Origin of the sequence: Amycolatopsis sp. FBCC-B4732 (assembly GCF_023008405.1) — a bacterium.
Lineage (GTDB): Bacteria > Actinomycetota > Actinomycetes > Mycobacteriales > Pseudonocardiaceae > Amycolatopsis > Amycolatopsis pretoriensis_A.
This window is the reverse complement of the sequence record NZ_CP095376.1, coordinates 5,110,788-5,137,432: the sequence shown is the minus strand read 5'-3', so window position 1 is coordinate 5,137,432 and position 26,645 is coordinate 5,110,788. Positions and strand designations below refer to the sequence as shown.

At 71.6% G+C, this 26,645-nt stretch carries 22 protein-coding genes and 1 riboswitch; of the genes, 9 read left to right on the top strand and 13 right to left on the bottom strand.

Going from position 1 to position 26,645, the window contains the following annotated elements:
• Positions 1-57 precede the first annotated feature (57 nt).
• Complete coding sequence (locus MUY14_RS21945; protein WP_003071237.1) at positions 58-267, top strand: helix-turn-helix domain-containing protein; 210 nt, start codon at positions 58-60, stop codon at positions 265-267.
• On the opposite strand, the gene MUY14_RS21940 is transcribed toward MUY14_RS21945, so the two are convergent.
• Together MUY14_RS21940 and MUY14_RS21935 are read right to left on the bottom strand one after the other, a co-directional pair.
• A complete protein-coding gene (locus tag MUY14_RS21940; protein WP_247011424.1) occupies positions 254-1,594 on the bottom strand; it encodes a glycosyltransferase 87 family protein in 1,341 nt (446 codons plus the stop codon). The genes MUY14_RS21945 and MUY14_RS21940 overlap by 14 nt on opposite strands.
• A gap of 33 nt (positions 1,595-1,627) precedes the next feature.
• Positions 1,628-2,479, bottom strand: coding sequence for an LLM class flavin-dependent oxidoreductase (locus MUY14_RS21935; protein ID WP_247011422.1), 852 nt, complete (start codon positions 2,477-2,479; stop codon positions 1,628-1,630).
• Positions 2,480-2,551: 72 nt separating this feature from the next.
• Between MUY14_RS21935 and MUY14_RS21930 the strand changes: the two genes are divergently transcribed.
• Entirely contained in the window at positions 2,552-2,992 is a 441-nt protein-coding gene (locus MUY14_RS21930; RefSeq protein ID WP_247011421.1) for a MarR family winged helix-turn-helix transcriptional regulator, read from the top strand.
• Positions 2,993-3,090: 98 nt separating this feature from the next.
• On the top strand, positions 3,091-4,962 hold the full coding sequence (locus MUY14_RS21925) for an ABC transporter ATP-binding protein (RefSeq protein ID WP_247011419.1): 1,872 nt from the start codon (positions 3,091-3,093) through the stop codon (positions 4,960-4,962).
• 312 nt (positions 4,963-5,274) lie between these two features.
• On the opposite strand, the gene MUY14_RS21920 is transcribed toward MUY14_RS21925, so the two are convergent.
• Positions 5,275-6,441: a serine hydrolase domain-containing protein gene (locus tag MUY14_RS21920; protein WP_247011417.1), complete on the bottom strand. Its 1,167-nt coding sequence runs from the start codon at positions 6,439-6,441 to the stop codon at positions 5,275-5,277.
• 125 nt (positions 6,442-6,566) lie between these two features.
• The gene (locus tag MUY14_RS21915) at positions 6,567-7,295 is read right to left on the bottom strand and encodes an SIS domain-containing protein (protein WP_247011416.1); all 729 of its coding nucleotides are present in this window, start codon (positions 7,293-7,295) and stop codon (positions 6,567-6,569) included.
• Positions 7,296-7,411: 116 nt separating this feature from the next.
• On the opposite strand from MUY14_RS21915, the gene MUY14_RS21910 reads away from it, so the two are divergent.
• The 5 genes from MUY14_RS21910 (at position 7,412) to MUY14_RS21890 (ending at position 12,198) form a co-directional block, all read left to right on the top strand.
• Positions 7,412-8,104, top strand: a complete 693-nt coding sequence (locus MUY14_RS21910) for an alpha/beta hydrolase (RefSeq protein WP_247011415.1) — start codon at positions 7,412-7,414, stop codon at positions 8,102-8,104.
• An 89-nt stretch (positions 8,105-8,193) separates the two neighbouring features.
• On the top strand, positions 8,194-9,447 hold the full coding sequence (locus MUY14_RS21905; protein ID WP_247011414.1) for a cyclopropane-fatty-acyl-phospholipid synthase family protein: 1,254 nt from the start codon (positions 8,194-8,196) through the stop codon (positions 9,445-9,447).
• A 96-nt stretch (positions 9,448-9,543) separates the two neighbouring features.
• A complete protein-coding gene (locus MUY14_RS21900) occupies positions 9,544-10,746 on the top strand; it encodes an LCP family protein (RefSeq protein ID WP_247011413.1) in 1,203 nt (400 codons plus the stop codon).
• Positions 10,747-11,476: 730 nt separating this feature from the next.
• Positions 11,477-12,007: a GNAT family N-acetyltransferase gene (locus MUY14_RS21895; RefSeq protein ID WP_247011412.1), complete on the top strand. Its 531-nt coding sequence runs from the start codon at positions 11,477-11,479 to the stop codon at positions 12,005-12,007.
• Positions 12,004-12,198 carry a hypothetical protein gene (locus MUY14_RS21890; protein WP_247011411.1) on the top strand — a complete coding sequence of 65 codons (195 nt, stop codon included), beginning with the start codon at positions 12,004-12,006 and terminating at the stop codon, positions 12,196-12,198. Before MUY14_RS21895 ends, MUY14_RS21890 begins: the two co-directional genes overlap by 4 nt.
• A gap of 4 nt (positions 12,199-12,202) precedes the next feature.
• Here the strand turns inward: MUY14_RS21890 and MUY14_RS21885 are convergent, their stop codons facing one another.
• From MUY14_RS21885 to MUY14_RS21870, 4 genes are all read right to left on the bottom strand, one after another.
• Positions 12,203-12,664: a peroxiredoxin gene (locus tag MUY14_RS21885; protein ID WP_247011409.1), complete on the bottom strand. Its 462-nt coding sequence runs from the start codon at positions 12,662-12,664 to the stop codon at positions 12,203-12,205.
• A gap of 79 nt (positions 12,665-12,743) precedes the next feature.
• The gene (locus MUY14_RS21880; protein ID WP_247025197.1) at positions 12,744-14,558 is read right to left on the bottom strand and encodes a diguanylate cyclase domain-containing protein; all 1,815 of its coding nucleotides are present in this window, start codon (positions 14,556-14,558) and stop codon (positions 12,744-12,746) included.
• 237 nt (positions 14,559-14,795) lie between these two features.
• Complete coding sequence (locus MUY14_RS21875) at positions 14,796-16,256, bottom strand: cytochrome P450 (RefSeq protein ID WP_247011407.1); 1,461 nt, start codon at positions 16,254-16,256, stop codon at positions 14,796-14,798.
• 17 nt (positions 16,257-16,273) lie between these two features.
• Positions 16,274-17,248 (bottom strand): AraC family transcriptional regulator, encoded by a 975-nt coding sequence (locus MUY14_RS21870; RefSeq protein WP_247011405.1) that lies wholly within the window; start codon positions 17,246-17,248, stop codon positions 16,274-16,276.
• A gap of 74 nt (positions 17,249-17,322) precedes the next feature.
• Between MUY14_RS21870 and MUY14_RS21865 the strand changes: the two genes are divergently transcribed.
• Positions 17,323-17,727 (top strand): pyridoxamine 5'-phosphate oxidase family protein, encoded by a 405-nt coding sequence (locus tag MUY14_RS21865; protein ID WP_247011403.1) that lies wholly within the window; start codon positions 17,323-17,325, stop codon positions 17,725-17,727.
• A 608-nt stretch (positions 17,728-18,335) separates the two neighbouring features.
• On the opposite strand, the gene metE is transcribed toward MUY14_RS21865, so the two are convergent.
• The 5 genes from metE to MUY14_RS21840 form a co-directional block, all read right to left on the bottom strand.
• Complete coding sequence (metE, locus tag MUY14_RS21860; RefSeq protein WP_247011402.1) at positions 18,336-20,576, bottom strand: 5-methyltetrahydropteroyltriglutamate--homocysteine S-methyltransferase; 2,241 nt, start codon at positions 20,574-20,576, stop codon at positions 18,336-18,338.
• 97 nt (positions 20,577-20,673) lie between these two features.
• Positions 20,674-20,868, bottom strand: a riboswitch (cobalamin riboswitch).
• 49 nt (positions 20,869-20,917) lie between these two features.
• Positions 20,918-21,991 (bottom strand): ribonucleotide-diphosphate reductase subunit beta, encoded by a 1,074-nt coding sequence (locus MUY14_RS21855; protein ID WP_247011401.1) that lies wholly within the window; start codon positions 21,989-21,991, stop codon positions 20,918-20,920.
• 13 nt (positions 21,992-22,004) lie between these two features.
• Positions 22,005-24,932 carry a ribonucleoside-diphosphate reductase subunit alpha gene (locus MUY14_RS21850; RefSeq protein ID WP_247011400.1) on the bottom strand — a complete coding sequence of 976 codons (2,928 nt, stop codon included), beginning with the start codon at positions 24,930-24,932 and terminating at the stop codon, positions 22,005-22,007.
• A gap of 267 nt (positions 24,933-25,199) precedes the next feature.
• Entirely contained in the window at positions 25,200-25,805 is a 606-nt protein-coding gene (locus tag MUY14_RS21845; RefSeq protein WP_247011399.1) for an acetoacetate decarboxylase family protein, read from the bottom strand.
• Positions 25,802-26,641, bottom strand: a complete 840-nt coding sequence (locus tag MUY14_RS21840) for an enoyl-CoA hydratase-related protein (RefSeq protein WP_247011398.1) — start codon at positions 26,639-26,641, stop codon at positions 25,802-25,804. The genes MUY14_RS21845 and MUY14_RS21840 overlap by 4 nt, the downstream gene beginning before the upstream one ends.
• Positions 26,642-26,645: the final 4 nt, after the last annotated feature.

Sequence of the window (26,645 nt, the reverse complement as noted above, 5' to 3'; positions counted from 1 at the left end):
TGCCCCGGCAGGGGCCGATATGTGGCCCAGAACACTCTCGGCGGGAAGGCGATCGACGTGGCTGATCTCAAGAAAGGCGCGCGGATCACCGGCAACACGCGCGACAAGCTGGCCGCTGACCTGAAGAAGAAATACGAGAAGGGCTCGAGCATCCGGGCCCTCGCGGAGTCGACGGGCCGGTCCTACGGGTTCGTGCACCGGGTGCTGTCGGAGTCCGGAGTCCAGCTGCGGGGGCGCGGCGGGGCCACCAGGGTCAAGAAGAAGTAGTCGCGGACTGCTGCGCGGGGGGCGCAGCGGGATCTTCGGCCACGCGGAACACCAGGTGGGCCCCGAGCAGGACCAGCGGGTACACCAGGTAGCCGTAGCGGGTGGCCGGGGTCAGCAGGATCAACGCGCCGAGTCCGACGGCGACGCGCAGGAGCGCGTCGGAGCCGTTCGCGGGGGGCCGGCGCACCAGCCAGACCAGCACGGCCACGGCGGCGGCGCCCACCAGCACGAACGCCGTCACCTGGCCCACCACGCCGAGACCGGCGATCAGGTGGCCCGGCAACGGGCTCGCCGCGGGCGACCGCACGGCGCCCATCCCGAGGGGGAACCGGAAGACGTGTTCGACGAACGCGGCCGGGTCCACGAGGTACACGGGCAGGTGCAGCGCGGCCGTCGTCGCGACCAGCGCGGCGAGGAACCGGGCCAGCGCGGGCTTTCCCCGGCGTACCAGCACGAACACCGCCAGCACCGCGGCCGCGGGCGCGACGATGAGCTTCGCGCTGATCACCAGCGCCAGCACGAGTCCCGACCACGCGACCCGCCCGGTGGCGGCGAGCGCGCAGGCCAGCACCAGCAGGCCGACGATCGCGAGGTCCGGGCCGGCGACGGCCCAGGTGAGCGCGGTGAGCGGGCAGGCGAGCGCGAGCTGCGCGGCCCCGACCGGCACCTTCGGCCACTTCAGCAGCTTGAGCGTGCCCAGCACACAGCCGCAGGCGGCCAGGGCGAACACCCAGCGGGCGTCGGTGAGCGCGTCCGCCACCGGTGAGCCGCCGAACACCGCCCGCGGCAGGCCGAACAGCGCCATCACCGGACCGTAGGGCGTGTAATCGTTTACCTCGGGGGGCCGGCCGAGCGCGGTGACGTCGACGTACGGGGTTCCGTGGTGCAGCAGCAGATCCGCGGACCGCTCGATCACCCAGACCTCGGGCTGCGCGGCCCATGAGAACGGCGTGATCAGCCAGTCCACTCCGGTCAGGCGGCGAATCACCAGAAGCGCCAACGGAAGGATCATGGCCAACAAGCCGACGGCGGCGATGCCGCACCAGCGTGAACCGAGCACGCCGCGCGGTGCGCGGCCCCGGTGCGCGGACCACAGCAGCCACCCGCTGTGCAGCACGCCGAAGCCGTAAGCGACCGTCGCGAAGTTGCCCCAGACGCGGTAGCCGTAGAACTCGGACTTGAGCGCGGTCGGCAGTGCGAAAGCCAGGCAGACGAGGTAGAACCCCAGGTCCCAGCGCACCGCGGCGACGTCGAGCGTGCGCGCCGGTGCGGTGAAGAGCCGTGCCGCGCGCCGCCATGCGGGCGCCCGGCCCACCTCCGTTCCCACCCGGTCAGGCTACCGAGGGGCCCGCCGCCCGGTTCAGCCGACGTCTCGCAGGCGGGGGAGGAGCTTCGCCGCCGTTTCGCAGGCCGCGACGACGCTGTCCGGTCCGCCGGGCATCAGGACCAGCTCGGTGAAGCCCGCCTCGACGTAGTCCCGCGCCAGCCGCAGCGCCGCGTCCGCGTCGGCGGGCAGCCGGAACTGCACGGCACGGCGGATCGTCGCGGGGTCGCGGCCGACGGCGGCGCAGTGCTCGTCGAGGACCCGGGAAAGCCGGTGCAGCTCGGCGATCGCGGTGCCGGGCAGGGCCGCGTTGAGCCAGACGTCGGCGTGCTCGGCGACCACCCGCAGCCCGCGCTTCTCGCCGCTGCTGCCCAGCCACAGCGGCGGTTTCGCTTGGCACGGCTTCGGATCGCTCACCGCGCCGGTCAGCGTGTAGTGGCGGCCGGGGAAGTCCGTCGACGGCAAAGTCCACAGCAGACGGAGGATTTCGCAGGCCTCGGCGAGTCTTTCGACGCGTTCGACAGCCGGCGGGGTCGGTGTGCCCATCATCGCGTCGGTGCGGGTGTCGCCGCCCGCGCCGAGCCCGACGTCGAGGCGGCCGCCGGAGAGGTGGTCGACGGTGGCCGCGATCTTCGCGAACGTGCCCGGGTGCCGGTTGGTGTTCCCGGCCACCAGACATCCGATGCGCACGCGTTCCGTCGCTTCGGCCATCGCGGCCAGGAGGCTCCAGCCGTCGAAGACGTCGCCGGTGCGGTCCGGGCCCATCGGGGCGAGGTGGTCGAACACCCAGCAGCCGTCGAAGCCGGCGTCGTCGGCGATCGCCCAGGTCTCGCGGAGCTCTCGGATGCCGAGGTGCTGCTGGGGTGGCTTCAGCCCGATCGTGGTCACGGTGGTCTCCTGATTATCAGTATTACAAATCGTCAGTAAAACTGACGATCAGCGTAGAGGTAGAGTCCTCTCGTGTCCAGCGACCTCGAAGCACCCCCGGCCGTCACCCGGCGGCTCGGTTACCTGCTCAAGCACGCCCAGGCGCGGCTCGCCGAGCTGGCCGAGCCGCTGTACGAGCCGCTCGGCGTCACCGGGCGGCAGCTCGCGCTGCTGGCCCTCTTCGGCGACGGGCCGGGTCGGTCGCAACAGGACGGTGCGGCGCGGCTCGGCGTCGACCGGACGACGATGGTCGCGCTCGTCGACGAGCTCGAGGCCAAGGGCCTGGTCCGGCGCGAGGTCGCGCCGGGTGACCGCCGCAAGCGCCTGGTGACGCTGACGGGTGACGGGGAGCGGGTCCGCGAAGCGGGAGAAGCGGCCACGCGGCGGGCTGAGGCACTGTTGCTGGCACCGTTGGCCGCCGAGGACGCCGAAGGGCTGCGGAGCGCGCTGGAGCGGGTTGTTCGCGCGGGGTGAGCGGCTGCGGGAAGGAAACGGGCGATGGTGGCGTTGTCCAGGTCATATCCGGAGAAAACCTCAGCTAAGGTAGAGGTTTAGAGACTGGGGGTTTTCCCATGGACAACATGTGGGGACTGTGGAGTTCGGCGATGCGCGCCGACGACGTGCCGAAGGGGCTCAGCCGCGGCACGCTCAAGCGCATCGCGCGGTTCGCCCGGCCGCATTGGCGGCGCCTGCTGGCGTTCCTGGTCCTGACGGTCGTCTCGGCCGTCCTGGCCGTGACGACGCCGGTGCTGGCGGGCAAGGTGGTCGACGCGATCGTCGGCGGCCACGACCTGCCGGTGGTCGTCTGGCTCGCCGTCGTCATCGCCGCGCTGGCGATCGCGGACGCCGGGTTCGGCCTGATCGAGCGGTGGCAGTCCGCACGCATCGGCGAGGGCATCATCTTCGACCTGCGCCGCGCGGTGTTCGAGCACGTGCAGCGGATGCCGGTCGCGTTCTTCACCCGCACCCGCACGGGCGCGCTCGTTTCGCGGCTCAACAACGACGTCATCGGCGCGCAGCGGACGTTCACCGCGACGCTGTCCGGGCTGGTCACCAACACCATCCAGCTGGCGCTGTCGCTGGCGGTGATGCTCACGCTGTCCTGGCAGGTCACGGTGATCGCGCTGGTGCTGCTGCCGATCTTCGTCATCCCCGCGCGCCGGCTCGGCCGCCGGATGGCCGGGCTGCAGCGGGAGGCCGCGAACCTCAACGCCGGCATGACCACGCAGATGACCGAGCGCTTCTCCGCACCGGGCGCGACGCTGGTGAAGCTCTTCGGCCGCCCGGTGCAGGAGGCGGACGACTTCGGGGTGCGGGCCGGGCGCGTGCGCGACATCGGCGTGCGCACCGCGATGCTGACCCGCTGGTTCATGACGAGCCTGACCCTGGTGTCGGCGCTGGCGCAGGCGCTGGTCTACGGCCTCGGCGGCTACCTCGCGCTGACCGGCAAGCTCGCGCCGGGCACGGTGGTCGCGCTGGCGCTGCTGCTGACCAGGTTGTACGCGCCGCTGACCGCGCTGGCCAACGTGCGCGTCGACGTCATGACCGCGCTGGTGTCGTTCGAGCGCGTCTTCGAGGTCCTCGACCTCGAGCCGATGATCAAGGAGAAGCCGTCGGCGCGCGCGTTGCCGCCGTCCGACGGGGTCGCGGTCGAGTTCGCCGACGTCCGCTTCGGCTACCCGGCGGCGGACCGGTATTCGCTGGCGTCGCTGGAAGACGTCGCGACGCTCGACCACCGCGGTGGCGAGGAGGTGCTGCACGGCATCTCGTTCCGCGCCGAGCCGGGCCAGATGGTCGCGCTGGTCGGGTCGTCCGGGGCGGGGAAGTCGACGATCGCGTCCCTGCTGCCGCGCCTGTACGACGTCGACTCGGGTGCGGTGCGGCTGTCCGATGTGGACGTTCGCGACCTGAGTTTCGCTTCCCTGCGGCAAACCGTGGGCGTGGTGACCCAGGACGGGCACCTCTTCCACGACACGATCCGCGCGAACCTGGCTTACGCGCGGCCGGGTGTTACCGACGACGAGATCTGGGAAGCGCTGGACCGGGCCCGGCTGGGCGAGCTGGTCCATTCGCTGCCGGATGGCCTCGAGACGACGGTGGGCGAGCGCGGTTACCGCCTTTCGGGCGGCGAACGCCAGCGGCTGACGATCGCGCGGCTGCTGCTGGCCCAGCCCAAGGTGGTGATCCTCGACGAGGCGACGGCCCACCTGGACTCGGAGTCCGAGGCGGCGGTCGGCGAAGCGTTGACCCACGCACTGGCCGGCCGGACGGCGCTGGTGATCGCGCACCGGCTGTCGACGGTCCGGGCGGCGGACCAGATCCTGGTGCTGGAGCACGGCGAGATCGTCGAACGCGGCACGCACGACGAGCTGCTGGCCCGCGGCGGCCGGTACGCGACGTTGCACGCGACGCAGTTCGCGGACGAGGAGCCGGCGGCGGTGTGAGCCGAGCCCCGGCGCGCGGGGCCGCCCGCGTGCCGGGTCCGGTGGGTGCTGCGGCCGACCTGCGGGCGCCGACCCGTGCGCTCTGGCCGCCGCCGGTGGCATGGCCTTCCCGCGCTGGGCCCCGGTGCGTGCTGCGGGGGCCCGGCCTCGCGCGCCGGGGCAGCTGCGCCTGGCCGAGGGGCCTGTCCGAGCTGGGCCGCTCTTCGCGATCACGCTGCGGGCTGCGGTTGTCGCGGCCCGGCCCGCGTGCTGGGCCCAGCACACCTGGCGGCGGGTGCGGGTATCGCCCCGAACCCTCGCCGGCCCCGTCCGTCAGGCGTTCTGGTCGTCCAGGCTCGCGTACACCGCCTGGACCAGGGCCATCTTCCGGGGATCGTCGCGGATCAGCGGCCCCAGCTGGTTGAGCGTGTAGCCGAACGAGATGCCGTTCTCCGGGTCGGCGCCGCCGGTCGAACCGCCGAGGCCGTCGTGGCCGAAGGCCGTCGGGTTCGGGCCGAAGCCGTGGGCGTCGCTGCCCAGGTAGAAGCCCAGGCCCCACTCGTTCGGCAGGCCCAGGACCGCGTCGATCTCCTTGCCCTGGCTCTCGCGGGCCTTCGCCAGCGCCGGTGCGGACAGCAGCCCGCCGGTGGCCAGTGTGCCGTAGATCGTCGCGATCGCGCGGGCCGTGCCGTGGCCGTTCAGCGCCGGCATGACCGCGCGGCGGAAGGCCGGCTCGTTCGCGTCGTGGCCGGACAGGCGCGGGTTGGCCAGCGCGGCCCGCGCGACCGGTCCGGCGCTCGCGAACGCGGCGGCCAGCGCGTTCGCCACCTCCTCGGTCAGCACCGGATCCACGAGGGTCGCGCACCGGGCCAGGTCGGCGTCGTCGGCCAGGCCGATCGAGAAGTCGGCGCCGAGCGGGGTGGCGACCTGCTCGGCGAAGAACTCCCGGATGCCCTGCCCGGCGACCCGCCGCACGACCTCGCCGACGAGCCACCCGTACGCCAGCGCGTGGTAGCCGCCCGCGGAACCGGGCTCGCAGAGCGGTTCCTGGGCCGCCAGCAGCGACGTCATCAGGTCCCAGTCGTACAGCTCGTCGACCCGGACGGGCCGGCCGAGGCCGATGCCGGGCACGCCGGAGCGGTGCGAGAGCAGCCACCGCACCGGCACCTCGGCCTTGCCCGCCGCGGCGAACTCCGGCCAGTACTTCGCGACCGGGGCGTCGATGTCCAGCTCGCCGGCGTCGGCGAGCCGGTGCGCGCAGAGCGCGGTCATGCCCTTGGTCGTCGACCACACGTTGGCGAGCGTGTCCGGCTGCCAGGGTGCGTCGCGCTCCGGCCCGGTCCAGCCGCCCCACAGGTCGGCCACGACCTCGCCGTGCCGGGTGGCGGTGAACGCCGCGCCCAGCTCACCGCGGGATCGGAAGTTCTCTTCGAAGGCCTCGCGCACCGGTTCGAAACCGGGCGCGCACTCGCCGTGCACGGTCGCCATGGCGCTGTCCATCGGACCTCCTCGGGGCGCGACCGGTCCACACCGACCAGTCGGTATGTCGAAGCTAAAGCGGCCGGGCACGCCCGTCAAGACGTGCCCGGCCGGTGCTTTTTCACGGACTGGGGCGGACGTCCGGGCTAGCGCAGCCGGGGGACGATCGCGCTGTACTTCTCCAGCAGGGCCGCGTTCGCCTCGTCGCCGCCCTCCACATTGGAGCTGCGCCACAGCGGGACGTCGAGACCCTCGGCCGCGCCGCGGTCGTACACCTGCGCGAGCACCAGGTTCCACAGGAACGCGTTGACCACAGTGGACAGCGGCGCGGTGCGCGGGGCGTCCGGCGGGTAGCTCGCGTCGCCGGGGATGACCAGCGAGTCCAGCACCACCGTGCCCTGCTCGACCAGGTTGCTCGACGACCGCTTCGGCGCCGCCGCCACGCACGCCCGAGACGTCACCGCGATGACCGCCGCGCCGCGCTCGCGCGCTTCGATGCACAGCTCGACCGGGTACGGGTTCGAGCCGGACGTCGAGAAGACCACCAGCACGTCGGCCGGGCCCGGGGCGCGCTCGGCCAGCACCTCCGCGGCCAGCCCGGTGCGCCGCTCGGTCTGCGTGCTGCTCACCGCGCCGTGCAGCGGCAGCAGGTCCGGGTGGTAGAGCGGGTAGACGCACGCCAGCCCGCCGGCCCGGTAGAACGTCTCGGCGACGGCGGCCAGCGAGTGCCCGGCGCCCGCGGTGTAGACCAGTGCGTCGGCCCGGATCACCCCCAGGACCAGTTCCGCCGCTTCGCGCACTGCCTCGGCGTTGGCCTGCTCGACGTCCGCCAGTTGCTTGGCGACACTGCCGGAGATGTCCGTGGCGCTCACCACACCCACCCTTCCGTCGGGGATCGGGCGCCGAATCTACCGCGAAGATGGTGGTGCGCGGGGGAACAGCCGGGTGGACGATCGAGTTGACCCGAATGCGGGCGACGAGGAGGACGCGGGTGAGCGAGGCGGAACCGGCGGTGTCCGTGCGGCCGGCGCGCGGGCGGACCGAGGCGGTCGTGCTCGTGCTGCACGGCGGCGCGGAACGCGGCCTGGGCGCGGTGCCGCCCTGGAAGCTCGCCTACCTGAGGATGGTCCCGATCGCGCGCGCCCTGCACCGGGCCGGCCGGCGCCGCGGCGTCGAGGTGCGGCTGCTGCGCAACCGCCGCTACGGCTGGAACGCGCCCGCCATGCACCCCCTCGACGACGCCCGCTGGGCCCTCGAGCGGATCCGCGCCGACCACCCCGGCGTCCCGGTCGTGCTCGTCGGGCACTCCATGGGCGGCCGGGTGGCGCTGCGCGTCGCCGACGACCCCGCCGTGCGCGGGATCTGCGCGCTGGCGCCGTGGACGCCGCGCGGCGAGCCGGTCGGGGCCGTCGCCGGGCGGTCCGTGCTCATCGTGCACGGCACCCGCGACCGGATGACCAGCCCGGCGGAGTCGCACGCCTTCGCCGAACGCGCCGAAGGCGTCGCCGCCCGCGTCGCGCGGTTCGAGATCGCCAACGAGGGCCACGCGATGCTGCGCCGCTCGTCCGTGTGGACCCGGCTGACGATTGCTTTCACACTGGAAGTGCTCGCCGGGGACGTCGGTGACGAGTTGCGCGGCGCGTGGGCCGCACCGGGGCCCGAGCGGCTCCGAATACCCGTGTGAGACCGCCCCGAACAGGGCATTCGGCGAAGCGCCCTGCGGGGTGCGCGATTAAGATCGATCACCGGCGATGCCGGCCGGAGGGAGCGACCGTGACGACTTCGAGCGTTGACCGGGTATCGGCGGAGGACGTGCCTGAGGAGTCCCGCTGGCCGGGCCTGGCCAGCCCGCCGCACTCACCGGTGCGCGCGCGCATCGCCGCCGCGCTGTTCCGCCGCGCGGTCCGCCCGCTCGACGTGCGGGTGACGTTCCCGGACGGCACGGTGCTCGGCGCCGGCGGCCCGGGTTCACCCGAAATGCGGATTCTGCGCCCCGAATCCTTCTTCCACCGCCTCGGCGCCGACGCCAAGATCGGCTTCGGCGAGTCCTACATGGCCGGTGACTGGACCGCGTCCGACCTGGCCGAGGTGCTGACGCCGTTCGCCGAGCGGATGGGCACCCTGGTCCCGCCGGCGCTGCAGAAGTTCCGGCGGATCGCCGAGCGCACCCAGCCGCCGTCGGAGGAGAACAGCCTCGAAGGCGCGCGGGCCAACATCCACCGGCACTACGACCTGTCGAACGACCTGTTCGGGGCCTTCCTCGACGGGTCGATGATGTACTCCTCGGCGCTGTTCGGCCCCGGCGACGACCTCACCGCGGCCCAGCACCGCAAGATCGACAGCGTCCTCGACTACGCGGGCGTCCGCGACGGCAGCGAAGTCCTCGAAATCGGTACCGGATGGGGTGAACTCGCCATCCGCGCCGCCGCCCGCGGCGCGCGCGTGACGTCACTGACCATCTCGGAAGAACAGCGCGCGCTGGCGACCGAGCGGATCGCGGCGGCCGGCTTCTCCGACCGCGTCGACGTGAAGCTGTGCGACTACCGGGAGTCGAGCGGCCAGTACGACGCCGTGGTCAGCGTCGAGATGATCGAGGCCGTCGGCGCGTCCTACTGGCCGGCGTTCTACGAGACGATCGGCGAGCGGCTGCGCCCCGGCGGGCGCTTCGGCCTGCAGGCCATCACCATGGACCACGACCGGATGCTGGCGTCGTCGCGCGCCTACACCTGGATCCACAAGTACATCTTCCCGGGCGGCATCATCCCGTCGGTGCGCTCGATCGAGGAGGGCGTCAAGGCGAACACCCGGCTCAAGCTGGCCGGGATGCGCGAGTTCGGCCAGGACTACGCGCGCACGTTACGGTTGTGGCGCGAACGGTTCCTGCACCGCTGGACCGACATCGCCGGGTTCGGGTTCGACGACGTCTTCCGCCGGATGTGGGAGTTCTACCTGGCCTATTCGGAGGCCGGGTTCCGCTCCGGGTACCTCAAGGTCCACCAGTTCGGCTACGAGGCGACCGGCGAGTAGCCCCGCGTCGCAACCCCACCCCGGTGCCGGACGTCCTCCTAGCGGACATGTGCGGTGTACTGACGAAGACAGGTTTGTCCGGATCGGGATTGGGTGATGGCGATGACGTACCGAGGCGACGACGGCGGGCGCCGGATGCCGCCGCCCCGGCCGCCCGCCGGGCGCTCCCGGGAGCACCAGCGCGCGCAGATGATGCCGCTGCCCGGGCGCGGCCGGAGCCCGTACGACGAGCGCACCCGCCCGATGGGGGAGCCCGAGCCCCAGTACGCGCCGCCCCCGCCCCCGCGCCGCGAGCCCCCGCGCCCGGCCGACGACTACCCGCCGTCCCGCCCGCCGCGGCGGCGCCGGTGGAGCTTCGGCAAGGTCCTGGGCACGCTGGTGCTGGTCTTCGTCGTCTTCCTCGCCGGCATCTGGGTCTACCTGGAGTTCTCGATCAAGCGCGTCGACGCGCTCGCCGACTACTCCGGCCGCCCGGTCGCCGAGTCCGGCACCAACTGGCTGATCGTCGGCTCGGACAGCCGCGAAGGCCTCACGGCCGAGGACGAGGAGCGGCTGGCCACCGGCGACGTCGCCGCGGCGGGCGGCGGGCAGCGCACCGACACGATCATGGTCGCGCACATCCCGGACAACGACACGAAGCCGACGCTGCTGTCGCTGCCGCGCGACTCCCAGGTGAAGATCCCGGGCCACGGCACGAACAAGATCAACGCGGCCTTCTCCCTCGGCGGCCCGAAGCTGCTCGCGCAGACCGTCGAAGGCGCCACCGGCCTGCACCTCGACCACTACGCGGAGATCGGCTTCGGCGGCTTCGCCAAGATCGTCGACGCGATCGGCGGCGTCGACATGTGCATCGACAAAGACATGAACGACACGATGACCGGCATCAGCATCAAGGCCGGCTGCCAGTCCCTCGACGGCCGCTCCGCGCTGGGCTTCGTCCGCATGCGCCACAGCGACGCGACCCCGCGCTCGGACCTCGACCGCGTCGCCAACCAGCGCAAGTTCATCGGCGCGCTGGTCAGCCAGATCGCGAGCCCGGGCACGCTGCTCAACCCGTTCGACTTCTTCCCCCTGCTGTCCTCGGCCCCGGACGCGCTGACGATGGATTCGAGCGACCACGTCCACAACCTGGCGGGCCTGGCGATCGCGATGCGCGGCATTTCTTCGGGCGGCGTGGTGACGACGACGGTGCCGGTGACGAGCGGGTCGGCGGAGAACTGGGACAAGAACAAGTCGAAGCAGCTGTTCGACGCGCTGAAGAACGACTCGGCGGTGCCGGACAGCGTCATCGTCAACTGAGCCGTCCGGCTTCGGGCTTGGCGGGGCCTGCACCGGCCGTTGCGCGGGTGCAGGCCCCGCCGCCGCTTGGCCGGCTTCGAGCGTTCGTCATCGTGGCAGTGGGAGGCGAAGCTCCGACCGCGCGGCTTCCACGAAAGTGCCGAGGTCGCTGTCGGGGCGGTACCAGACGAATCGCTTGGCGTGCGCGATCGAGGCGCGGGCCGGCTTTCCGGTCTTCTGAAGCTCCGACCAGTCGTCGAACGATTGCTTGAGAAGCGTTCGCAGAGCTTCGGGGGATCGGGTGTCGATGCCGTGCCTTGCTCGGAACTCCCCACGCAGCAAGTGTTCGTGCCGATACGGTGTTTCCTGCTAGACGACCTGTGCGCTTTCTTCGGCGCTTCGTTGGTGGACCTCGAGGTAGCGGGGGCTGCGGACCAAGTGGAGCGCTATGCCATCTTTTCTGCGGACGCGGACGCGAACAGGACGAAATCGGGGATCTTTCCGCACCCGCGGACACCCGGATCCTTGAGTTCGCGGCCCCGTGAGAGGCCGAAGGGAGTCAGTGCCATCCGGCGCTTCGCCTGCCGGGTGCGGCGAAGTTCTCGAGTACTACCCGTGAAACGACGTGCTCGACGCGCCAGTCGATTTCCGGCCGCCGTCCGGTGGTGTGAGGGGGCCACGCGCTCCGCCGGCAGCGGCCGAGCCGGAAAATCGCGCGCGATCTTTTCCCGGCCGGGGCACCATGGGAGCCATGGAGACCCCGGCCGAGTCGTATCGCGTGGACGAATTCACCTTGGCCCGCTGGCAGTTCGCCGACGGGCCCGAACTCACCGCGACCGTCGGCGGGTCCCTCGACCACATCGGCGCGTGGATGATCTGGGCGACCGGCGGGTACTCCGCCGACGACTCCGCCGAGTTCCTGCGCCGCACCAGGGCGAACTGGGAGACCGGCGAAACCCACGACTTCGCGATCCGCGTCGGCGGCGCGATCGCGGGCGCCATCGGCACGATGGCCCGGGACGGCGGCGTCGAGATCGGCTACTGGCTCGCGGACGGCTACACCGGGCGCGGCCTGATCACCCGGGCCGCCGGGTTCCTGACGGCGGAAGCGTTCCGGCTCGGCGCGGGCTACGTCGAGATCAAGCACGACGAGCTGAACGTCCGAAGTGGAGCGGTGCCCGAGCGCCTCGGGTTCACCAAGGTGCGCGAGGAACCCGTGGAGAAGCCGCTCGCTCCGTCGTGCGCGGGCACCAACCACGTCTGGCGGAGGGAGAGGCCGTGAACTGGGGATATGTGAGCGATCGGTGGCTGTGCGAGCGCCGCGAGGTCGCGAGCCGGGCCGAGCGGCGCGGGAACCGGGCCGACGCCCACGAGTACGCGCTCCGGCGGCGCCGGCGCGACCGGCCGCGGGGGTGGCCGGCGGCCGGTGTCCGCCGGCCGCCGGGGTGGCCGCCGCGCGGGTGGCGCCGCTGACCGCTCAGGACACCTTGTTGCGCTCCCGCAGCACCTTGAGCGCCTGGTCGGCGTGGACCGTGAAGTTCAGCTCACTCTTGATCTTCTCGAGCACCTTCCGGTCCTCGCCGATCACGAACGTGGCGCGCTTGGCGTGCAGCGGCAGGAGTTTCCGCCAGACGCCGAACTGCTTCGCGACCTCGCCGTCCACATCGGACAGCAGCGGGTAGTCGAAGCCGTTGGCTTCGGAGAACTGCCGCTGCTTGGTGACACCGTCCGGGCTGATCCCGATCCGGTGCGCGCCCACCTCGGCGAACTCCGCGGCGAGGTCGCGGAAGTGGCAGCTCTCGGCGGTGCAGCCCCCGGTCATGGCGGCGGGGTAGAAGAACAGCACGACCGGCCCGGTGGCCAGGAAGTCCGACAGCGTGCGGTCGGCCCCCCGGTCGTCGGGCAGCGTGAAGTCGGGGGCGAGGTCTCCGGCGTCCATGGACGTCCTTTCGTCGGCGGCAGAACCATCCTGCCGGTCCTTCGGAGCCGGCCCGCCATCGGCTTGGTCGCCGGCCGGCTCAGCCCGGGTGCCGCGCGATCAGCTCGTCGACCTCGTCGCCCGTCGCCGAATCCGTCACGAACGGGCCCCTCGCCGCCAGGACGCCCAGCTGCCGCAGCCGGGTCGCCTGCTCGTGCGTGCGGACGCCCTCCGCGCCGACGCGCAGCTCCAGCTCGCGGGCGCGGGTGATCAGCTGGGTCAGGTGGCGGACGTCCGCCTCCGCCGGCTCCGGGGCGTCGAGCGCGTCGATCACCGGGCCGGACAGGATCACGTGGCGGATCGGGAGGTCGTGCTGGGGGATCAGCTCCAGGTCCGCCGAGCCCGAAATCGTCAGGACCAGCTGGGCGCCGAGGTCGGACAGCACCGCGAACGACTCCAGGACCTCGCCGCCCGGGTCGAGGACCGAGTCGCGGTCGGTGCACAGGCGCAGGGCCTTCGCCGGCAGCTCGTGCTTGTCCAGCTGCTCCTTCACCAGCAGGACCAGGTCCGGGTCGATGGCCAGGCGCGCCGGGAGGCGGACGCAGACGTCGGGCGCCGCCTCGCCGAAGCGGGTGCGCCAGCGGGCCGTCGCCGCCAGGGACTCGGCCAGGAGCCAGCGGCCGAGCGGCACCGTCATGCCCGTCGTCTGGGCGAGCGGGTAGAACTCGTCGGAGCTCAGCTCGCCCTTCTCCGGGTGGTTCCACCGCAGCCCGGCGTTGACGGCGGCGAGCTCGGCCGGGCGGGCGAGCCGGACCGTCGGCTGGTAGACGAGCGAGAACTCGCCGTTCTCCAGCGCGCCCGCGATCACCGCGCCGAGCTGGTAGCGGCCGCGGTCGCGGGCGTCCAGCTCCGGGTCGAACAGCATCCACTGCGCCTTGCCGGCCTCCTTGGCGCGGTGCAGCGCGATTTCCGCCGCCCGCAGCAGCTCCGCCGCGCCGCCCTCGACGGCCGCGCGCACCACGATGCCCGCGCTCGCGCTGACGCCGATGCCGTGCCCGCCCAGGTAGATCGGCTCGTTGAGGTCCTCCAGCGCGCGCTCGACCAGCTCGACGACCTCGGTGGCCGAGAGCTCGCCGCGCAGCAGCACCGCGAAGCCGTCGCCGGACAGCCGCGCGACGAACCCGCCGTGGTGGCCGGTGAAGACCGCCGACAGCTTGCCCGCCACCCCGCGCAGCACCTGGTCGCCGACGCCGGCGCCGAGGCCGTCGTTGATCACCTTGAAGCCGTCGACGTCGAGGTAGATCAGCGCGATGTCGTCGTGCGCACCGGCGCCGAGCGCCGCTTCCAGCGTGGTGGTGAACGACGACGCGTTCGGCAGCCCGGTCAGCGGGTCGTGCACGTTCTGGTGCAGCAGCCGTTCCTGCAGCAGGTGCAGCTCGTTCGCGTCGGAGACCATCAGCACCGGGTACACCGACCCCGGCCGGTCGCCGGGCAGCCGGGCGACCGTGACGTCGGTCCAGAGCTGCCCGTCCTCGGCGTGGTCGAGCAGCATCCGCTCCTGGTACCGCTCGCGCGCGGTGCGCACCTGCTCGAGCCCGGCCTTGAGCCGCGAGACATCGTGGTCGGTCGAGCCGAGGTCGGTGAGGTGCTTGCCGCGCAGCTTCTCCGGCGAGCAGCCGAGCAGCTGACCGAGCGCGAGGTTGGCCTCCACGATGTCGCCGTCCGGGTCGGCCAGCGCGATCCCCATCGGGGACGCGGCGTAGAGCGCGGAGAACCGCTGCAGCGCGCCGTCGTGGCGCGAGCCGGCGTGGTCGGCGGCCTCGGTCGCGACCTCGAGCAGGAGGGGTTCGAGCTCCTCCGGGGGAAGTGTTACTCCTTTGGTGTCGGCCAACGTCGCCGCCCACCGGCGGGCCACGTCCAGCAGTCCTGGCGCGGCTCCGGGTTCAGGCACACTCCACCTCTTCACGCACAGGTCAGGCCAGTTCAGACGGGGTGTCGGCGGGCATGGGGAAACACTGGGTACCCCTCGCCCGCGACCGATGCCACGCCATCATGCGGGTCACGGGGTGTCTACCGGCTGAACGAGTGAACGAGTGTCCACATGAGGTGACATCTTGTCACGGCCTGTATGCCGTGGTAGACGGCGGCCGCGTCAGCGAGGCGTCAGCCGGACCGGCAGGCCGTCGGCCGGGACCGGCAACGAGACGTAATCCCACTTCGCGGTGTAACTCTCCGGAACCGACCAGCGGTAGGCGCGCAGCATTTCGTGCATCAGCAACTTCACCTCGAGGCCGCCGAAGTGGAGCCCGATGCACTTGTGCGCGCCGCCGCCGAAGGGCATCCACGCCATCCGGTGCGACTTGTCCTCGCGGCGCGGCTCGGCGAACCGCTCGGGGTCGAACTCGAAGGGGTTCGTCCAGCACTCCGGCGTGAAGTGGTTGATCGTGGGCGAGACGCCGACCAGCGTGCCCGCCGGGATGTAGTGCCCGAGCACCTCGGTGTCCTTGACGGTCTGGCGGGTCAGCGACGGCACCGGCGCGACCAGCCGCAGCGCCTCCTTCATGACCAGGTCGAGCGTCTCGAGCTTGTCGACGGCGTCGATGTCGAGGACGTCCTCGCCCAGCGCGAGCGACTCCGCGCGGGCGCGCTCCTGCCACTCCGGGTGCTTGGCCAGGTAGTACGCCATGGCGCTGCTGGTGATGGTCGTCGTGTCGTGCGCGGCCATCATCAGGAAGATCATGTGGTTGACGATGTCGGTGTCGCTGAACCGGTCGCCGTCCTCGGTGGTGGCGTGGCAGAGCGCGGAGAACAGGTCGTCGCCGTCGGAAGCCCGCTTGGCCGGGAGGTTCTCGCCGAAGTAGCGCTCGAGGACGCGCCGCCCGTGCAGGCCGGCCGCCCAGCGCCCGCCCGGCACCGGGAAGCGCACGAACGCGGTGCCGGCGCGCACGGAGTTGACGAACGCGCGGTTGATCCGGTGCGCGTCGGCGCCGCTGCGCATGCCCATGAACACGCGCGTCGCGACGTCGAGGGTCAGCTGCTTGAGCGACCAGTACAGCCGCGGCCGCCCGCTCGACTCCCAGCTCGCGACGCCTTCGCGCAGCGCGGGACCCATCTCGTTGACGTAGCCGGTCAGCCGCTGCCGGGTGAACGCCTCCTGCATGATCCGGCGGTGCAGGTGGTGCTCGCCGAAGTCCATCAGCATCAGGCCGCGTTCGAAGAACTTCTCGATGAAGAACTTCCAGCCCTCCTGCGAGAACGCCTTGTCCTTGTTGACGAGCGCGATCTGCGTGGCTTCCGGCCCGGACAGCGCGACGATCCGCCGCCCGAAGCCGGCGGTCCACGACACCGGGCCGTAGAGCTCGTGGCGGCGGAGGCCGAACGCGGGGCCGAAGCGCATCATCTCGAGCATGTGCCCGACCACCGGCGGGCCTTCGTCGCCGAGCACGGGCTTGAGGCCGCTGCCCGCGGGCGGTGCCGCGAGTTCCTTGACCGGCCAGCGCGACCGCAGCCAGCGTTCGTCGACCCCGCGGGGGAGGGGGAGCGCCGTCAAGGGCGGCACGCGTTCACGCAGTGCTTCGGTGGCTCGGCTCACGGTGCCCGGCAAAGTGACCATCTCCCCGCTGAGATCGGCTACCCCTCCACGATGCACCCTTGTTGACGGTCTGACAACACCTGGGTCGCCGTCTTTTCGGGTGGTCGGTGCTTCCGGAACCCGCTCGGGTTGACCCCGCGCACGCGCTTGAAGGCGGCGCTGAACGCGAAGGGGTCGGCGTACCCGGCTTCGCGCGCGACCGTCGCCACGCTGGCGCCGTCGAGGAGGCGGTCGGCGGCGAGCGTCATCCGGCGGCGGGTGAGGTAGGTCAGCGGCGGTTCGCCCACGAGGTCGGCGAAGCGCTTGGCGAGCGTCGACCGCGACACGCCGGCCCGGCCGGCCAGCGCGCCCACCGTCCACGGCGCCGCGGGCTCGTCGTGCAGCAGCCGCAGCGCGTGGCCGACGACGGGGTCGCGCTGGGCGGTCCACCAGGCCGGGGGCTCGCCGCCGGGCCGGTCGAACCACTCGCGCAGCGTGCAGACGAGCATCCAGTCGAGCAGCCGGTCCAGGACGACCTGCTGCCCCGGCGTGTCGGCGGCGACTTCGGCGGCGAGGTGGTCGAGCACGGCGTCCCCGGTGCCCCCGCCGGCCACGCGCAGCACGACGGGCAGGGCGTCCAGCAGCGGGCGGCTGAGCTCCCCGCCGACGGGGTAGGCCCCGACGATCAGGGTCGTGGCGCCGGTCCCGGGGTCGTACCACCCCCGCCGGTGCCGGGTCCCGCCCTGGTCCGGCTCGGCGCAGAATTCCCCGCAGGCAACGGTTTCGGCGCGGGTACCGGGGTCATCGACGAACCGGAAGGTCCCGGGCCCGCGCACGACGACGGTCTCGTAGGCGCGCAGCGGCACCGGCGGGCCGTCTTCGGGCACGATCCAGCCCGCGCCGTCGAGGACGGTGCAGAGGGTGAGCGGCGCCCCGTCGACGAAGTGCAGCGACCAGGGCGGGGAGAGCGCGGAGCTGCCGAAGAGCGAGCCGTGCGCCCGCACGTCGCGGAAGAGGTCACCCAGAACGTCCATGCCTGGACGATCGCACAGGTAGTCCGGTTTTTCACCCATGGGATCGTCCGAGCCGGGCGGGTTGAATCAGGGACATGGACACCTTGACCCCTTCGGACCTCGAGTTCCTCCGGCGCCCGCTGCACGGTTTTCTGACGGTGGCGGGAGGACAGCCGCGCCCGGTCTGGTTCGAGGCCACTCCGGACGGCACGCTCCAGCTGTTCTCGGAGCCGGACGCACCCAAGGTCCGCCGCCTCCGCCGAGACCCCCGGGCGTCGATCGTGGTGGCGGCCCCCGTGGGCGAGCGCGAACGGTGGATTTCGGTCTCGGGCGGGGTTTCGTTCGAGACCGACGGCGCCCACGACCTCGCGGAGCGCCTGGCGGCCCGCTACTGGGACCTGTCCGACCCTGCCCGGGCGGCGGACCTGAAGGAGATCCTGGCCGCGGAGCAGCTCCGGCTGGTGCTGCACCCGGAGCAGGTGCGCCGCTACGAGTACTGAACCCGGAAGGGCCGAAATCGCGGATTTCGGGAGCTGTTCCCACGTTTCTTCCCACGCGGAGCAGTTCCGGCCCGGTCGGCGGAGACCGCTCCCCGTCGCGTCGCGGGTCGCAGGAGCTTTCTCCGCCGGGCCGCGTGGGAAATGTTCCCCGACCGGCTCCGCGGCCAGGCGACCGCCCGAGCCCCTGACCTGCGGCTGGCCCGTCCACCGCGGGGTCCGGCTCACGACCTGCCCGTAAGCCACCTTGAGGAACGCGAAGTCGGCCGCGGTCTTCCTGGCGGCTCCGGACCGTTGGGCACTGGTTCGGCGACGCCCGCGCAAGGCTTGGTCGGGCGCGGCCGTCTCGGGTGGCTGGCTCAGCCGCGTGCGGTGGCCGAGTCTGGTGTGGTCGCGGCCGAGGGCCGGATCGGATGGCTCGGCCGCGGTCCTCCAGCCGGGCTCGGACCGCCGCCGAGCAGGCGCCGACCGCCGCGGCCTGGGTTCCGTGGGCCGAAGGCGGTGGATGCCGCCTTGAGGAACCTGAAGTTCCCCAAGGTGGCATCCACGGCTTCCGGCGCCGGGAACTGTCGGACCCCGCGGCTAAACTGGAGACCGGGGGGCGCAGCCCGTCACGCCAGCTCCGCCCGCACCTCCGCCGCCGCGGCGACCAGGTTTCGCAGGGCCGGTTCCACCTCCGCGTAGCCGCGTGTCTTCAGGCCGCAGTCCGGGTTCACCCACACCCGCGAAGCCGGCACCGCGCCCACCGCCGTCCGCAGCGACTCCGCCACCTCGGACACCGGTGGCACCCGCGGCGAGTGGATGTCGTACACCCCCGGGCCCACGCCGCGGGCGAAGCCGGCCGTGTCGAGGTCGGCCAGCACCTCCATCTTCGAGCGGGCCGCCTCGATCGACGTGACGTCCGCGTCCAGCGCGTCGATCGCCGGCAGGACCTCGCCGAACTCCGAATAGCACATGTGGGTGTGGATCTGGGTCGTGTCGGCGATCCCCGACGTCGCCAGCCGGAACGCCGAAACGGCCCACGCGAAGTACTCCGCGTGCGCGGAACGCCGCAGCGGCAGCAGTTCCCGCAGCGCCGGCTCGTCGACCTGGACGATCCGGATGCCCGCCGCCTCCAGGTCGCGGACCTCGTCGCGGATCGCCAGCGCCACTTGCCTTGCGGTCTCGGCCAGTGGCTGGTCGTCGCGGACGAACGACCACGCCAGGATCGTCACCGGGCCGGTCAGCATCCCCTTGACCGGCTTGCGCGTCAGGCCCTGCGCGTACCGGGCCCACGCCACGGTCATCGGCGCCGGGCGCGAGACGTCGCCGTAGAGGATCGGCGGGCGGACGCAGCGCGAGCCGTACGACTGCACCCAGCCGTGCGCCGTCGCGGCGAATCCGCCCAGCTGCTCGGCGAAGTACTGCACCATGTCGTTGCGCTCCGGCTCGCCGTGCACCAGCACGTCCAGCCCGAGCTCCTCCTGCAGCCGGACGACCCGCTCGACTTCGCGGCGCATCGCGGCGTCGTAACCGGCGTCGTCGAGCGTCCCGGCCCGGTGCGCCGCCCGCGCCCGGCGCACCTCGGCGGTCTGCGGGAACGAGCCGATCGTCGTGGTCGGCAGCGGCGGCAGCCCGAGCGCGGCCTGCTGGGCGGCGGCGCGCTGCTCGTAGGGCGCCCGGACGTCCTCCTCGAGCGCGGCCAGCCGGGCGCGGACGCCCGGATCGGCCAGCTCGGCCGCCGAAGCCCGGTCCGCGACCGCCGCCCGCGCCGCGGCCAGGTCCGGCGAGCCGCCCCGCAGCGCCCGCCCGAGCAGCACGACCTCGTCGACTTTCTGCCGCGCGAACGCGAGCCAGCTCTTCAGCCGCGGGTGCAGGTCTTCGCGCGAGACGTCGTAGGGCACGTGCAGCAGCGAGCACGACGTCGAGACGCTCACGGACTTCGCGACGCCGAGCAGCGTCGCGGCCTTGCTCAGCGCCCGGTGCGGGTCGGTCCGCCAGACGTTGCGCCCGTCGACGACCCCGGCCACGACCTCCTTGTCCCGCAAGGCGGGCTCGGCCGCGACAGCATCCACAAAGGACTCATCGCTGACGAGGTCGACGGCCAGCGCGTCGATGGGCGCGCGGGCCAGCACGCCGAGCCCGCGGCCCAGCCCGCCGAAGTAGCCGGCCACCAGCAGCTTCGGCCGGGCCGTCGCCTTCCCGAGCCAGTGGTACGCGCGGATCAGCGCGTTCAGCTCGGCCTCGGTGCGGTCGGCGGCGAACGCGGGTTCGTCGAGCTGGACCCACTCCGCGCCCTCGTCGTGCAGCTTCGCGAGCAGGTCGGCGTAGCGGGGGAGCAGCGCGTCGAGCAGTTCCAGCGGGGCGAACCCGCCGGTTCCCTTGCTCAGCAGCAGGAACGTGACCGGGCCGACGAGCACCGGCCGCGTCTCGATCCCGAGGGCGCGGGCCTCCCGGTACTCGTCGAGGGGTTTGGTGCCGGCGAGCGTGAACTCGGTGTCCGGGCCCAGTTCGGGGACGAGGTAGTGGTAGTTCGTGTCGAACCACTTCGTCATTTCCAGCGCCGGCGCGTCCTGCACACCCCGCGCCGCGGCGAAGTAGGTGTCGAGCGGCGAAAGCCCCGGCCGGGCGGGCAGCGCGCCGAACAGTTCGGCGGTGTCGAGCACGTGGTCGTAGTGCGAGAACGTGTTGGACGGGATCGAGTCCAGCCCGGCGTCGCGCAGTTCGCGCCAGGTGCGTTCGCGCAGGTCCCGGCCGGTGGCGAGCAACGCGGCCGCGTCGATCTTGCCCGCCCAGTAGCGCTCGAGGGCGCGTTTGAGCTCCCGGTCCGGGCCGATCCGGGGGTAGCCGAGCACAGTGGTGCCGATGGTCACAGCTCTCTCCTCGCGAGCTAGTCCGAAGAGCCCGGACGCGCGCGAAGGCGAGCGTTTCGGTCGTGCCCATCCCGCGTGGCCCGGACTCGCGCACGCCGTCGGCGTCCGCACCACGGGCAGGTCTTCGGACTCGTGGGCGCACTGCGCAGTCCTACCGGCCGTCGCTTCCCAAGCTCGCGCTCAGTGCTTCATGACGGCTTTCGTTCCCACTCACCGCTGCGGGGCAGTCCCGGATTCGCACCGGGTTCCCTGTTGCCTCGACCGGGACGTGACCCGGCGCACAAAAAAGCCCGGCCACGCCACGGGCGAACCAGTGGCGTGGCCGAGCCTAGCGGGAAAACTCAGTCCCAGTCGAGAGCGCCGCCCGACTGGTACTCGATGACGCGGGTCTCGAAGAAGTTCTTCTCCTTCTTCAGGTCCATCGCCTCGGACATCCACGGGAACGGGTTCTCGGTCTCACCGAAGATCGGGGCGAGCCCGATCTGCTGCGCGCGGCGGTCGGTGATGAAGTGCATGTACTGCTCGCACAGCTGCGCCGACAGGCCGAGCATGCCGCGCGGCATCGTGTCGCGGGCGTACTTGACCTCGAGCTCGCACGCCTCCTTCAGCATGCCGCGGATCTCTTCCTGGAACTCGGGGGTCCACAGGTGCGGGTTCTCGATCTTGATCTGGTTGATGCAGTCGATGCCGAAGTTCAGGTGGATCGACTCGTCGCGCAGGATGTACTGGTACTGCTCGGCGATGCCGACCATCTTGTTGCGGCGGCCCAGCGACAGGATCTGCGCGAAACCGGTGTAGAACCACATGCCCTCGAAGATCACGTAGAACGCCACGAGGTCACGCAGGAACGCCGTGTCGGCTTCCGGTGTGCCGGTCTCGAAGTCCGGGTCCTCGAGGTGCTGCGTGTACTTCAGCGCCCACGCGTCCTTGTCCGAAATGGACGGAACCTCGCGGTACATGTTGAACAGCTCGCCCTCGACCAGGCCGAGGCTTTCGCAGATGTACTGGAAGGTGTGCGTGTGCACGGCCTCCTCGAACGCCTGGCGCAGCAGGTACTGGCGGCACTCGGGGTTGGTGATCTGGCGGTACACCGCGAGCACGATGTTGTTGGCCACCAGGGACTCCGCGGTCGCGAAGAAGCCCAGGTTGCGCTTGAGCATCTGCCGCTCGTCCTCGGTGAGGCCGTCCTTCGACTTCCACAGCGCGATGTCGGCCTGCATGGCGACCTCGGTCGGCATCCAGTGGTTGTTGCAGCCGGCCAGGTACTTCTCCCAGGCCCACGTGTACTTCATCGGCAGCAGCTGGTTGACGTCGGCGCGCGCGTTGATCATGCGCTTGTCGTCGACGTTGATCCGGGCGGCGCCGACCTCGATCTCCCCGAGGCCGGTGGCGCCCGTCGTCTCCACGTTGGTCATGTTCCAGGGTTCCTTACTGGCAGGATTCGCAGTCGGGGTCGTCGATGCGGCAGGCGGCGCCTTCGGTGGCGACGAAGTCGACGTCGGTCTTCGGCAGTTCCTTGGACTCCGGCTTCGCGGCCGGCGGGGTCACCGGAATCGCCGGAACCGAGGCCGCGGGAGCCGTAGCCGCCGCAGGAGCTGCGGGGGCCGGGGTGGCCGAGACGGCGTTCAGCTTGCCGTCGGTGCCGCGCAGGGTGCTCTTCTCCACGTGCGTCGCCGACTGCGCGCGCAGGTAGTACGTGGTCTTGAGGCCCTTGTGCCACGCGTAGCGGTACAGCTGGTCGAGCTTGCGGCCGCTCGGCGCCGCGATGTAGAGGTTCAGCGACTGCGCCTGGTCGATCCACTTCTGGCGCACCGAACCGGCGTCGACGATCCACTTCGACTCGATCTCGAACGCCGTGGCGTACAACGCCTTCAGGTCGTCCGGCACGCGGTCGATCTGGCCGAGGCTGCCGTCGAAGTACTTCAGGTCCGACACCATGACCTCGTCCCACAGCCCGCGCTGCTTGAGCGAGCGGACCAGGTGCGGGTTGACCACGGTGAAGTCGCCGGACATGTTCGACTTGACGAACAGGTTCTGGAACAGCGGCTCGATCGACTGCCCGACCCCGGAGATGTTGGAGATCGTCGCGGTCGGCGCGATCGCCATCACGTTGGAGTTGCGCATGCCGACGGTCTTGACGCGCTCGCGCAGCGGCGCCCAGTCCAAAGTGGACGAGGTGTCGACGTCGAGGGCGTCACCCTGGCGCGCGTCGATGAGCAGCTGCAGCGAGTCGATGGGCAGGATGCCCTTGCTCCACAGCGATCCCTCGAACGACTGGTACTGGCCGCGCTCCTCGGCGAGGTCGGTCGACGCCGAGATCGCGTAGTAGGACAGGTGCTCCATCGAGACGTCGGCGAACTTCACGGCCTCGTCCGAGGCGAACGGGACGCCGATCTCGAACAGCGCGTCCTGGAAGCCCATGATGCCCAGGCCGACCGGGCGGTGACGCAGGTTGGAGCGGCGCGCCTCCGGGATCGTGTAGAAGTTGATGTCGATCACGTTGTCCAGCATGCGGACGGCCGTGCGCACGGTCTTCTCGAGGCGCTCGGTGTCCAGACCGGACGGGGTGACGTGCTTGAGCAGGTTCACCGAGCCGAGGTTGCAGACCGCGACCTCTTCGCTGTTGGTGTTCAGCGTGATCTCGGTGCACAGGTTGGACGAGTGCACGACGCCGACGTGCTGCTGCGGCGAGCGCAGGTTGCACGGGTCCTTGAACGTGATCCACGGGTGGCCGGTCTCGAACAGCATGGTCAGCATGCGGCGCCACAGCTCCACCGCGCGGATCTTGCGGAAGACCTTGATCTCGCCGCGCTCGGCCTTCGCCTCGTACTCGCGGTAGCGGGCGGCGAACTCGTTGCCGTAGAGGTCGTGCAGGTCCGGCGTCTCGTTCGGCGAGAACAGCGTCCACTCGGCGTTGGCCTCGACGCGGCGGAGGAACTCGTCGGGCACCCAGTTCGCGGTGTTCATGTCGTGGGTGCGGCGGCGGTCGTCACCGGTGTTCTTGCGCAGGTCGAGGAACTCCTCGATGTCCACGTGCCACGTCTCGAGGTACGCGCACGCCGCGCCCTTGCGCTTGCCGCCCTGGTTGACCGCGACGGCGGTGTCGTTGGCGATCTTGAGGAACGGCACGACACCCTGGGACTGGCCGTTGGTGCCCTTGATGTGCGCGCCGAGGCCGCGGACCGGGGTCCAGTCGTTGCCGAGGCCGCCCGAGTACTTCGCCAGCAGCGCGTTGTTCTTGTACGCCTGGAAGATCGAGTCCAGGTCGTCGTCCACCGTGGTCAGGAAGCAGGACGACAGCTGCGGGCGCGTGGTGCCCGAGTTGAACAGCGTCGGCGTGGACGCCATGAAGTGGAAGCTCGAGAGCAGCTCGTAAAACTCGATCGCGCGGGCTTCCTTGTCGGCCTCGCGGATGGCCAGGCCCATCGCGACGCGCATGAAGAACGCCTGCGGCAGCTCGAAGCGGGTGCCCTCGTGGTGCTGGAAGTACCGGTCGTACAGCGTCTGCAGGCCGAGGAAGCCGAAGTCGAGGTCGCGCTCGGGCCGGATCGCGGCGGTGATCTTGTCCAGGTCGAAGCGCAGCAGCTCGGCGTCGACCAGCTCCAGCTCGACCGCGCGGCGCAGGTAGGCGCGGAAGTACGGCGCGTACTCGGTGGTCATCTCGTCCTGGCTGGCCTGGCGCGGCTTCTTCGCCAGGTAGCTCAGCGCCTCGCCGCGCAGCTTGTCCAGCAGCAGGCGGGCGGAGACGAAGGAATAGTTCGGCTCCTGCTCGACCAGCACGCGGGCGGCCAGGACCTGGGCCAGGGCCAGCTCGTCGGCGCTGATGCCGTCGTAGAGGTTGCGCTTGGCCTCGGCCAGCACCGGCTCGGCGGAGACGTCTTCGAGGCCGGCGACGGCTTCGCCCACGACGTGGGACACGCGCGCCCAGTCGAGCGGGCGCAGGACGCCGTCGGCGCCCTTGACGTTCAGCGTGGCTTCGGTGGTGGCGGGCTTGGCGGCCTCGCGGGCCTTGCTGCGCTCGTCGCGGTAGAGGACGTAGGCGCGGGCGACCTTGTGGTGCTCGCCGCGCATGAGGGCGAGCTCGACGATGTCCTGGATCTGCTCGATGTGCAGGGCGGTCTCGGGGCCGGCGTGGCGCAGCAGGGTGGCCTCCACCTGCTGGGTCAGCTCCGCGACGACGTGGTGCACGCGGGAGGACGCGGCGGCGTCGCCACCCTCGACCGCGAGGAACGCCTTCGTCAGCGCGACCGAGATCTTCCCGGCGTCGAACGGCGACACGCTGCCGTCCCGCCGGATGACCCGGATCGCGGTGGGCGTGTCGGCGGCGGCAGGCCGCTGACCGGTTTCGACTGACATGCGTGTCTCCAAATTTGGGCGCGTTGGATCGCCACACGGCCTCACGAGGCCGTGCGCAGGTCTTTCTCCAGGCTGCTTGGCAGGTCTTGCGCAGCGGTCTCCCCGTCGCTGGGGCCTGCCGGTTCTCAGAGACTACATGTAGGGGTGCTTGCCCGCACGGGCCCCCAGATGGCGTGTCGCGAGTTCACTCTGACGGGATTGCGTGATCACCCAGAGAAGCACTTCACCGCGCGATCGCGGGGTCTCGCGGGTAGGTTTCGCAGCCGTTCAGGCGCCGAAGCGCAACGTCGAAGAAGGAAGTTCGAGGCTCGCCACCGGGCGGCGGCCGTCGAGGTAGCCGAGCGGGCCGTCCGGGTTGAAGCTCCAGTCCGCCGACGCCGGGCGCGGGCGGACCTTCGCGCCCACCGGGGTCCGCAGCAGGCCGTCGCGCTCCTGGACGACCTCGAACGACGTCGGCAGCCTGACCGGCAACGCGGGGCGGCGCTTGAAGGCCGCCGTCGCGATCCAGTGCTCGGCCGTCGCCGCGGTGGCGGTGAAGGTGGGGCCGCTCGTGAAGTCCAGGGTGGCCAGGCCCTTCGGGATGGCCCACAGCTCGCGGCCGCCGGCCATCGAGGCTTCGCTGTCGACCCAGATCCCGGTGATCGAGCAGGAGACCCGGCGTGCCTTGACCGACACCGCGGCCAGCAGTTCGTGGTACGCCAGCTGCCCGGGCGGGGTGTAGTCGATCCACGCCGTGAACACCGACGCCCGCCCGGCGACCAGCAGCGGTTCGGCACCCGCGGGCAAGGCCGGGAGTGCGGCGGGCGGCACGCGCCAGATCGAGACGCGCGCGTCGGCGGTCAGGTGCCAGGGCTGTGGCGGGTAGAGGCTCATGCGTCCAACCAGGGGAGGTACGGGGGCAGGTCCTTCTCGACGCGCATGCCGAACTCCGGCGGGCGCTTCTGCAGGAACGACATGACGCCTTCGACGGCGTCGGGGCTCGCGCCGAGCCCGCCGATCAGCTTCGAGTCGAGTGCGTGCACGGGGAACGGCGACTCGGCGCCCGCCATCCGGTAGAGCAGCTGACGGGTCACCGCGACCGACACCGGCGCCGTCGTCGAGACGATCTCGCGGGCCAGCGCGTACGCCTCGTCGAGCACGGTGCCGGCCGGGAAGACCTTGTGCACCAGGCCTTTTTCGAGGGCTTCGGCGGCGGTGAACACCCGGCCGCTGACCATCCAGTCGAGTGCGGTGCCCATGCCGACGAGCCGGGGGAGGAACCACGCGGACGCGCCTTCGGGGTAGATCCCGCGGCGCGTGAACACGAAGCCGAAGCGCGAGTCCTCGGCGGCGAGCCGGTAGTCGCACGACAGCGTGATCGTGACGCCGCCGCCGACCGCGGCGCCGTGCAGGGCGGCGATCACCGGCTTGTTCATCGTGAAGATCCGCTTCGAGCACCGGCCGGCGGGCTCCTGCCACGCCGCGTCGGGGCCGGTCGACGGGTCGAAGTCGAAGCCGCCCTGGGAGAGGTCGGCGCCCACGCAGAAGTCCTTGCCGGCGCCGGTGAGCACGACCACGCGGACGTCCTCGTCGCGGTCGGCGCGATCCATCGCCGCACCGAGCTCGTCGGCCATCCGGATCGTGTAGCCGTTGCGCGCTTCGGGGCGGTTCAGCGTCACGGTCGCGATCCGGTCCGCGACGGCGTAGGTGATCTCGGCGTAGTCGGCCATGGCG

What these genes read in the sequence shown, in the direction of transcription:
- MUY14_RS21925 (WP_247011419.1), top strand. Translation starts at nt 3,091, where the DNA reads ATGGACAACATGTGGGGACTGTGGAGTTCGGCGATGCGCGCCGACGAC.
- MUY14_RS21920 (WP_247011417.1), bottom strand. Translation starts at nt 6,441, where the DNA reads ATGGACAGCGCCATGGCGACCGTGCACGGCGAGTGCGCGCCCGGTTTC.
- MUY14_RS21900 (WP_247011413.1), top strand. Translation starts at nt 9,544, where the DNA reads ATGGCGATGACGTACCGAGGCGACGACGGCGGGCGCCGGATGCCGCCG.
- MUY14_RS21895 (WP_247011412.1), top strand. Translation starts at nt 11,477, where the DNA reads ATGGAGACCCCGGCCGAGTCGTATCGCGTGGACGAATTCACCTTGGCC.
- MUY14_RS21885 (WP_247011409.1), bottom strand. Translation starts at nt 12,664, where the DNA reads ATGGACGCCGGAGACCTCGCCCCCGACTTCACGCTGCCCGACGACCGG.
- MUY14_RS21875 (WP_247011407.1), bottom strand. Translation starts at nt 16,256, where the DNA reads ATGGTCACTTTGCCGGGCACCGTGAGCCGAGCCACCGAAGCACTGCGT.
- MUY14_RS21870 (WP_247011405.1), bottom strand. Translation starts at nt 17,248, where the DNA reads ATGGACGTTCTGGGTGACCTCTTCCGCGACGTGCGGGCGCACGGCTCG.
- MUY14_RS21865 (WP_247011403.1), top strand. Translation starts at nt 17,323, where the DNA reads ATGGACACCTTGACCCCTTCGGACCTCGAGTTCCTCCGGCGCCCGCTG.
- MUY14_RS21855 (WP_247011401.1), bottom strand. Translation starts at nt 21,991, where the DNA reads ATGACCAACGTGGAGACGACGGGCGCCACCGGCCTCGGGGAGATCGAG.
- MUY14_RS21850 (WP_247011400.1), bottom strand. Translation starts at nt 24,932, where the DNA reads ATGTCAGTCGAAACCGGTCAGCGGCCTGCCGCCGCCGACACGCCCACC.
- MUY14_RS21845 (WP_247011399.1), bottom strand. Translation starts at nt 25,805, where the DNA reads ATGAGCCTCTACCCGCCACAGCCCTGGCACCTGACCGCCGACGCGCGC.
- MUY14_RS21840 (WP_247011398.1), bottom strand. Translation starts at nt 26,641, where the DNA reads ATGGCCGACTACGCCGAGATCACCTACGCCGTCGCGGACCGGATCGCG.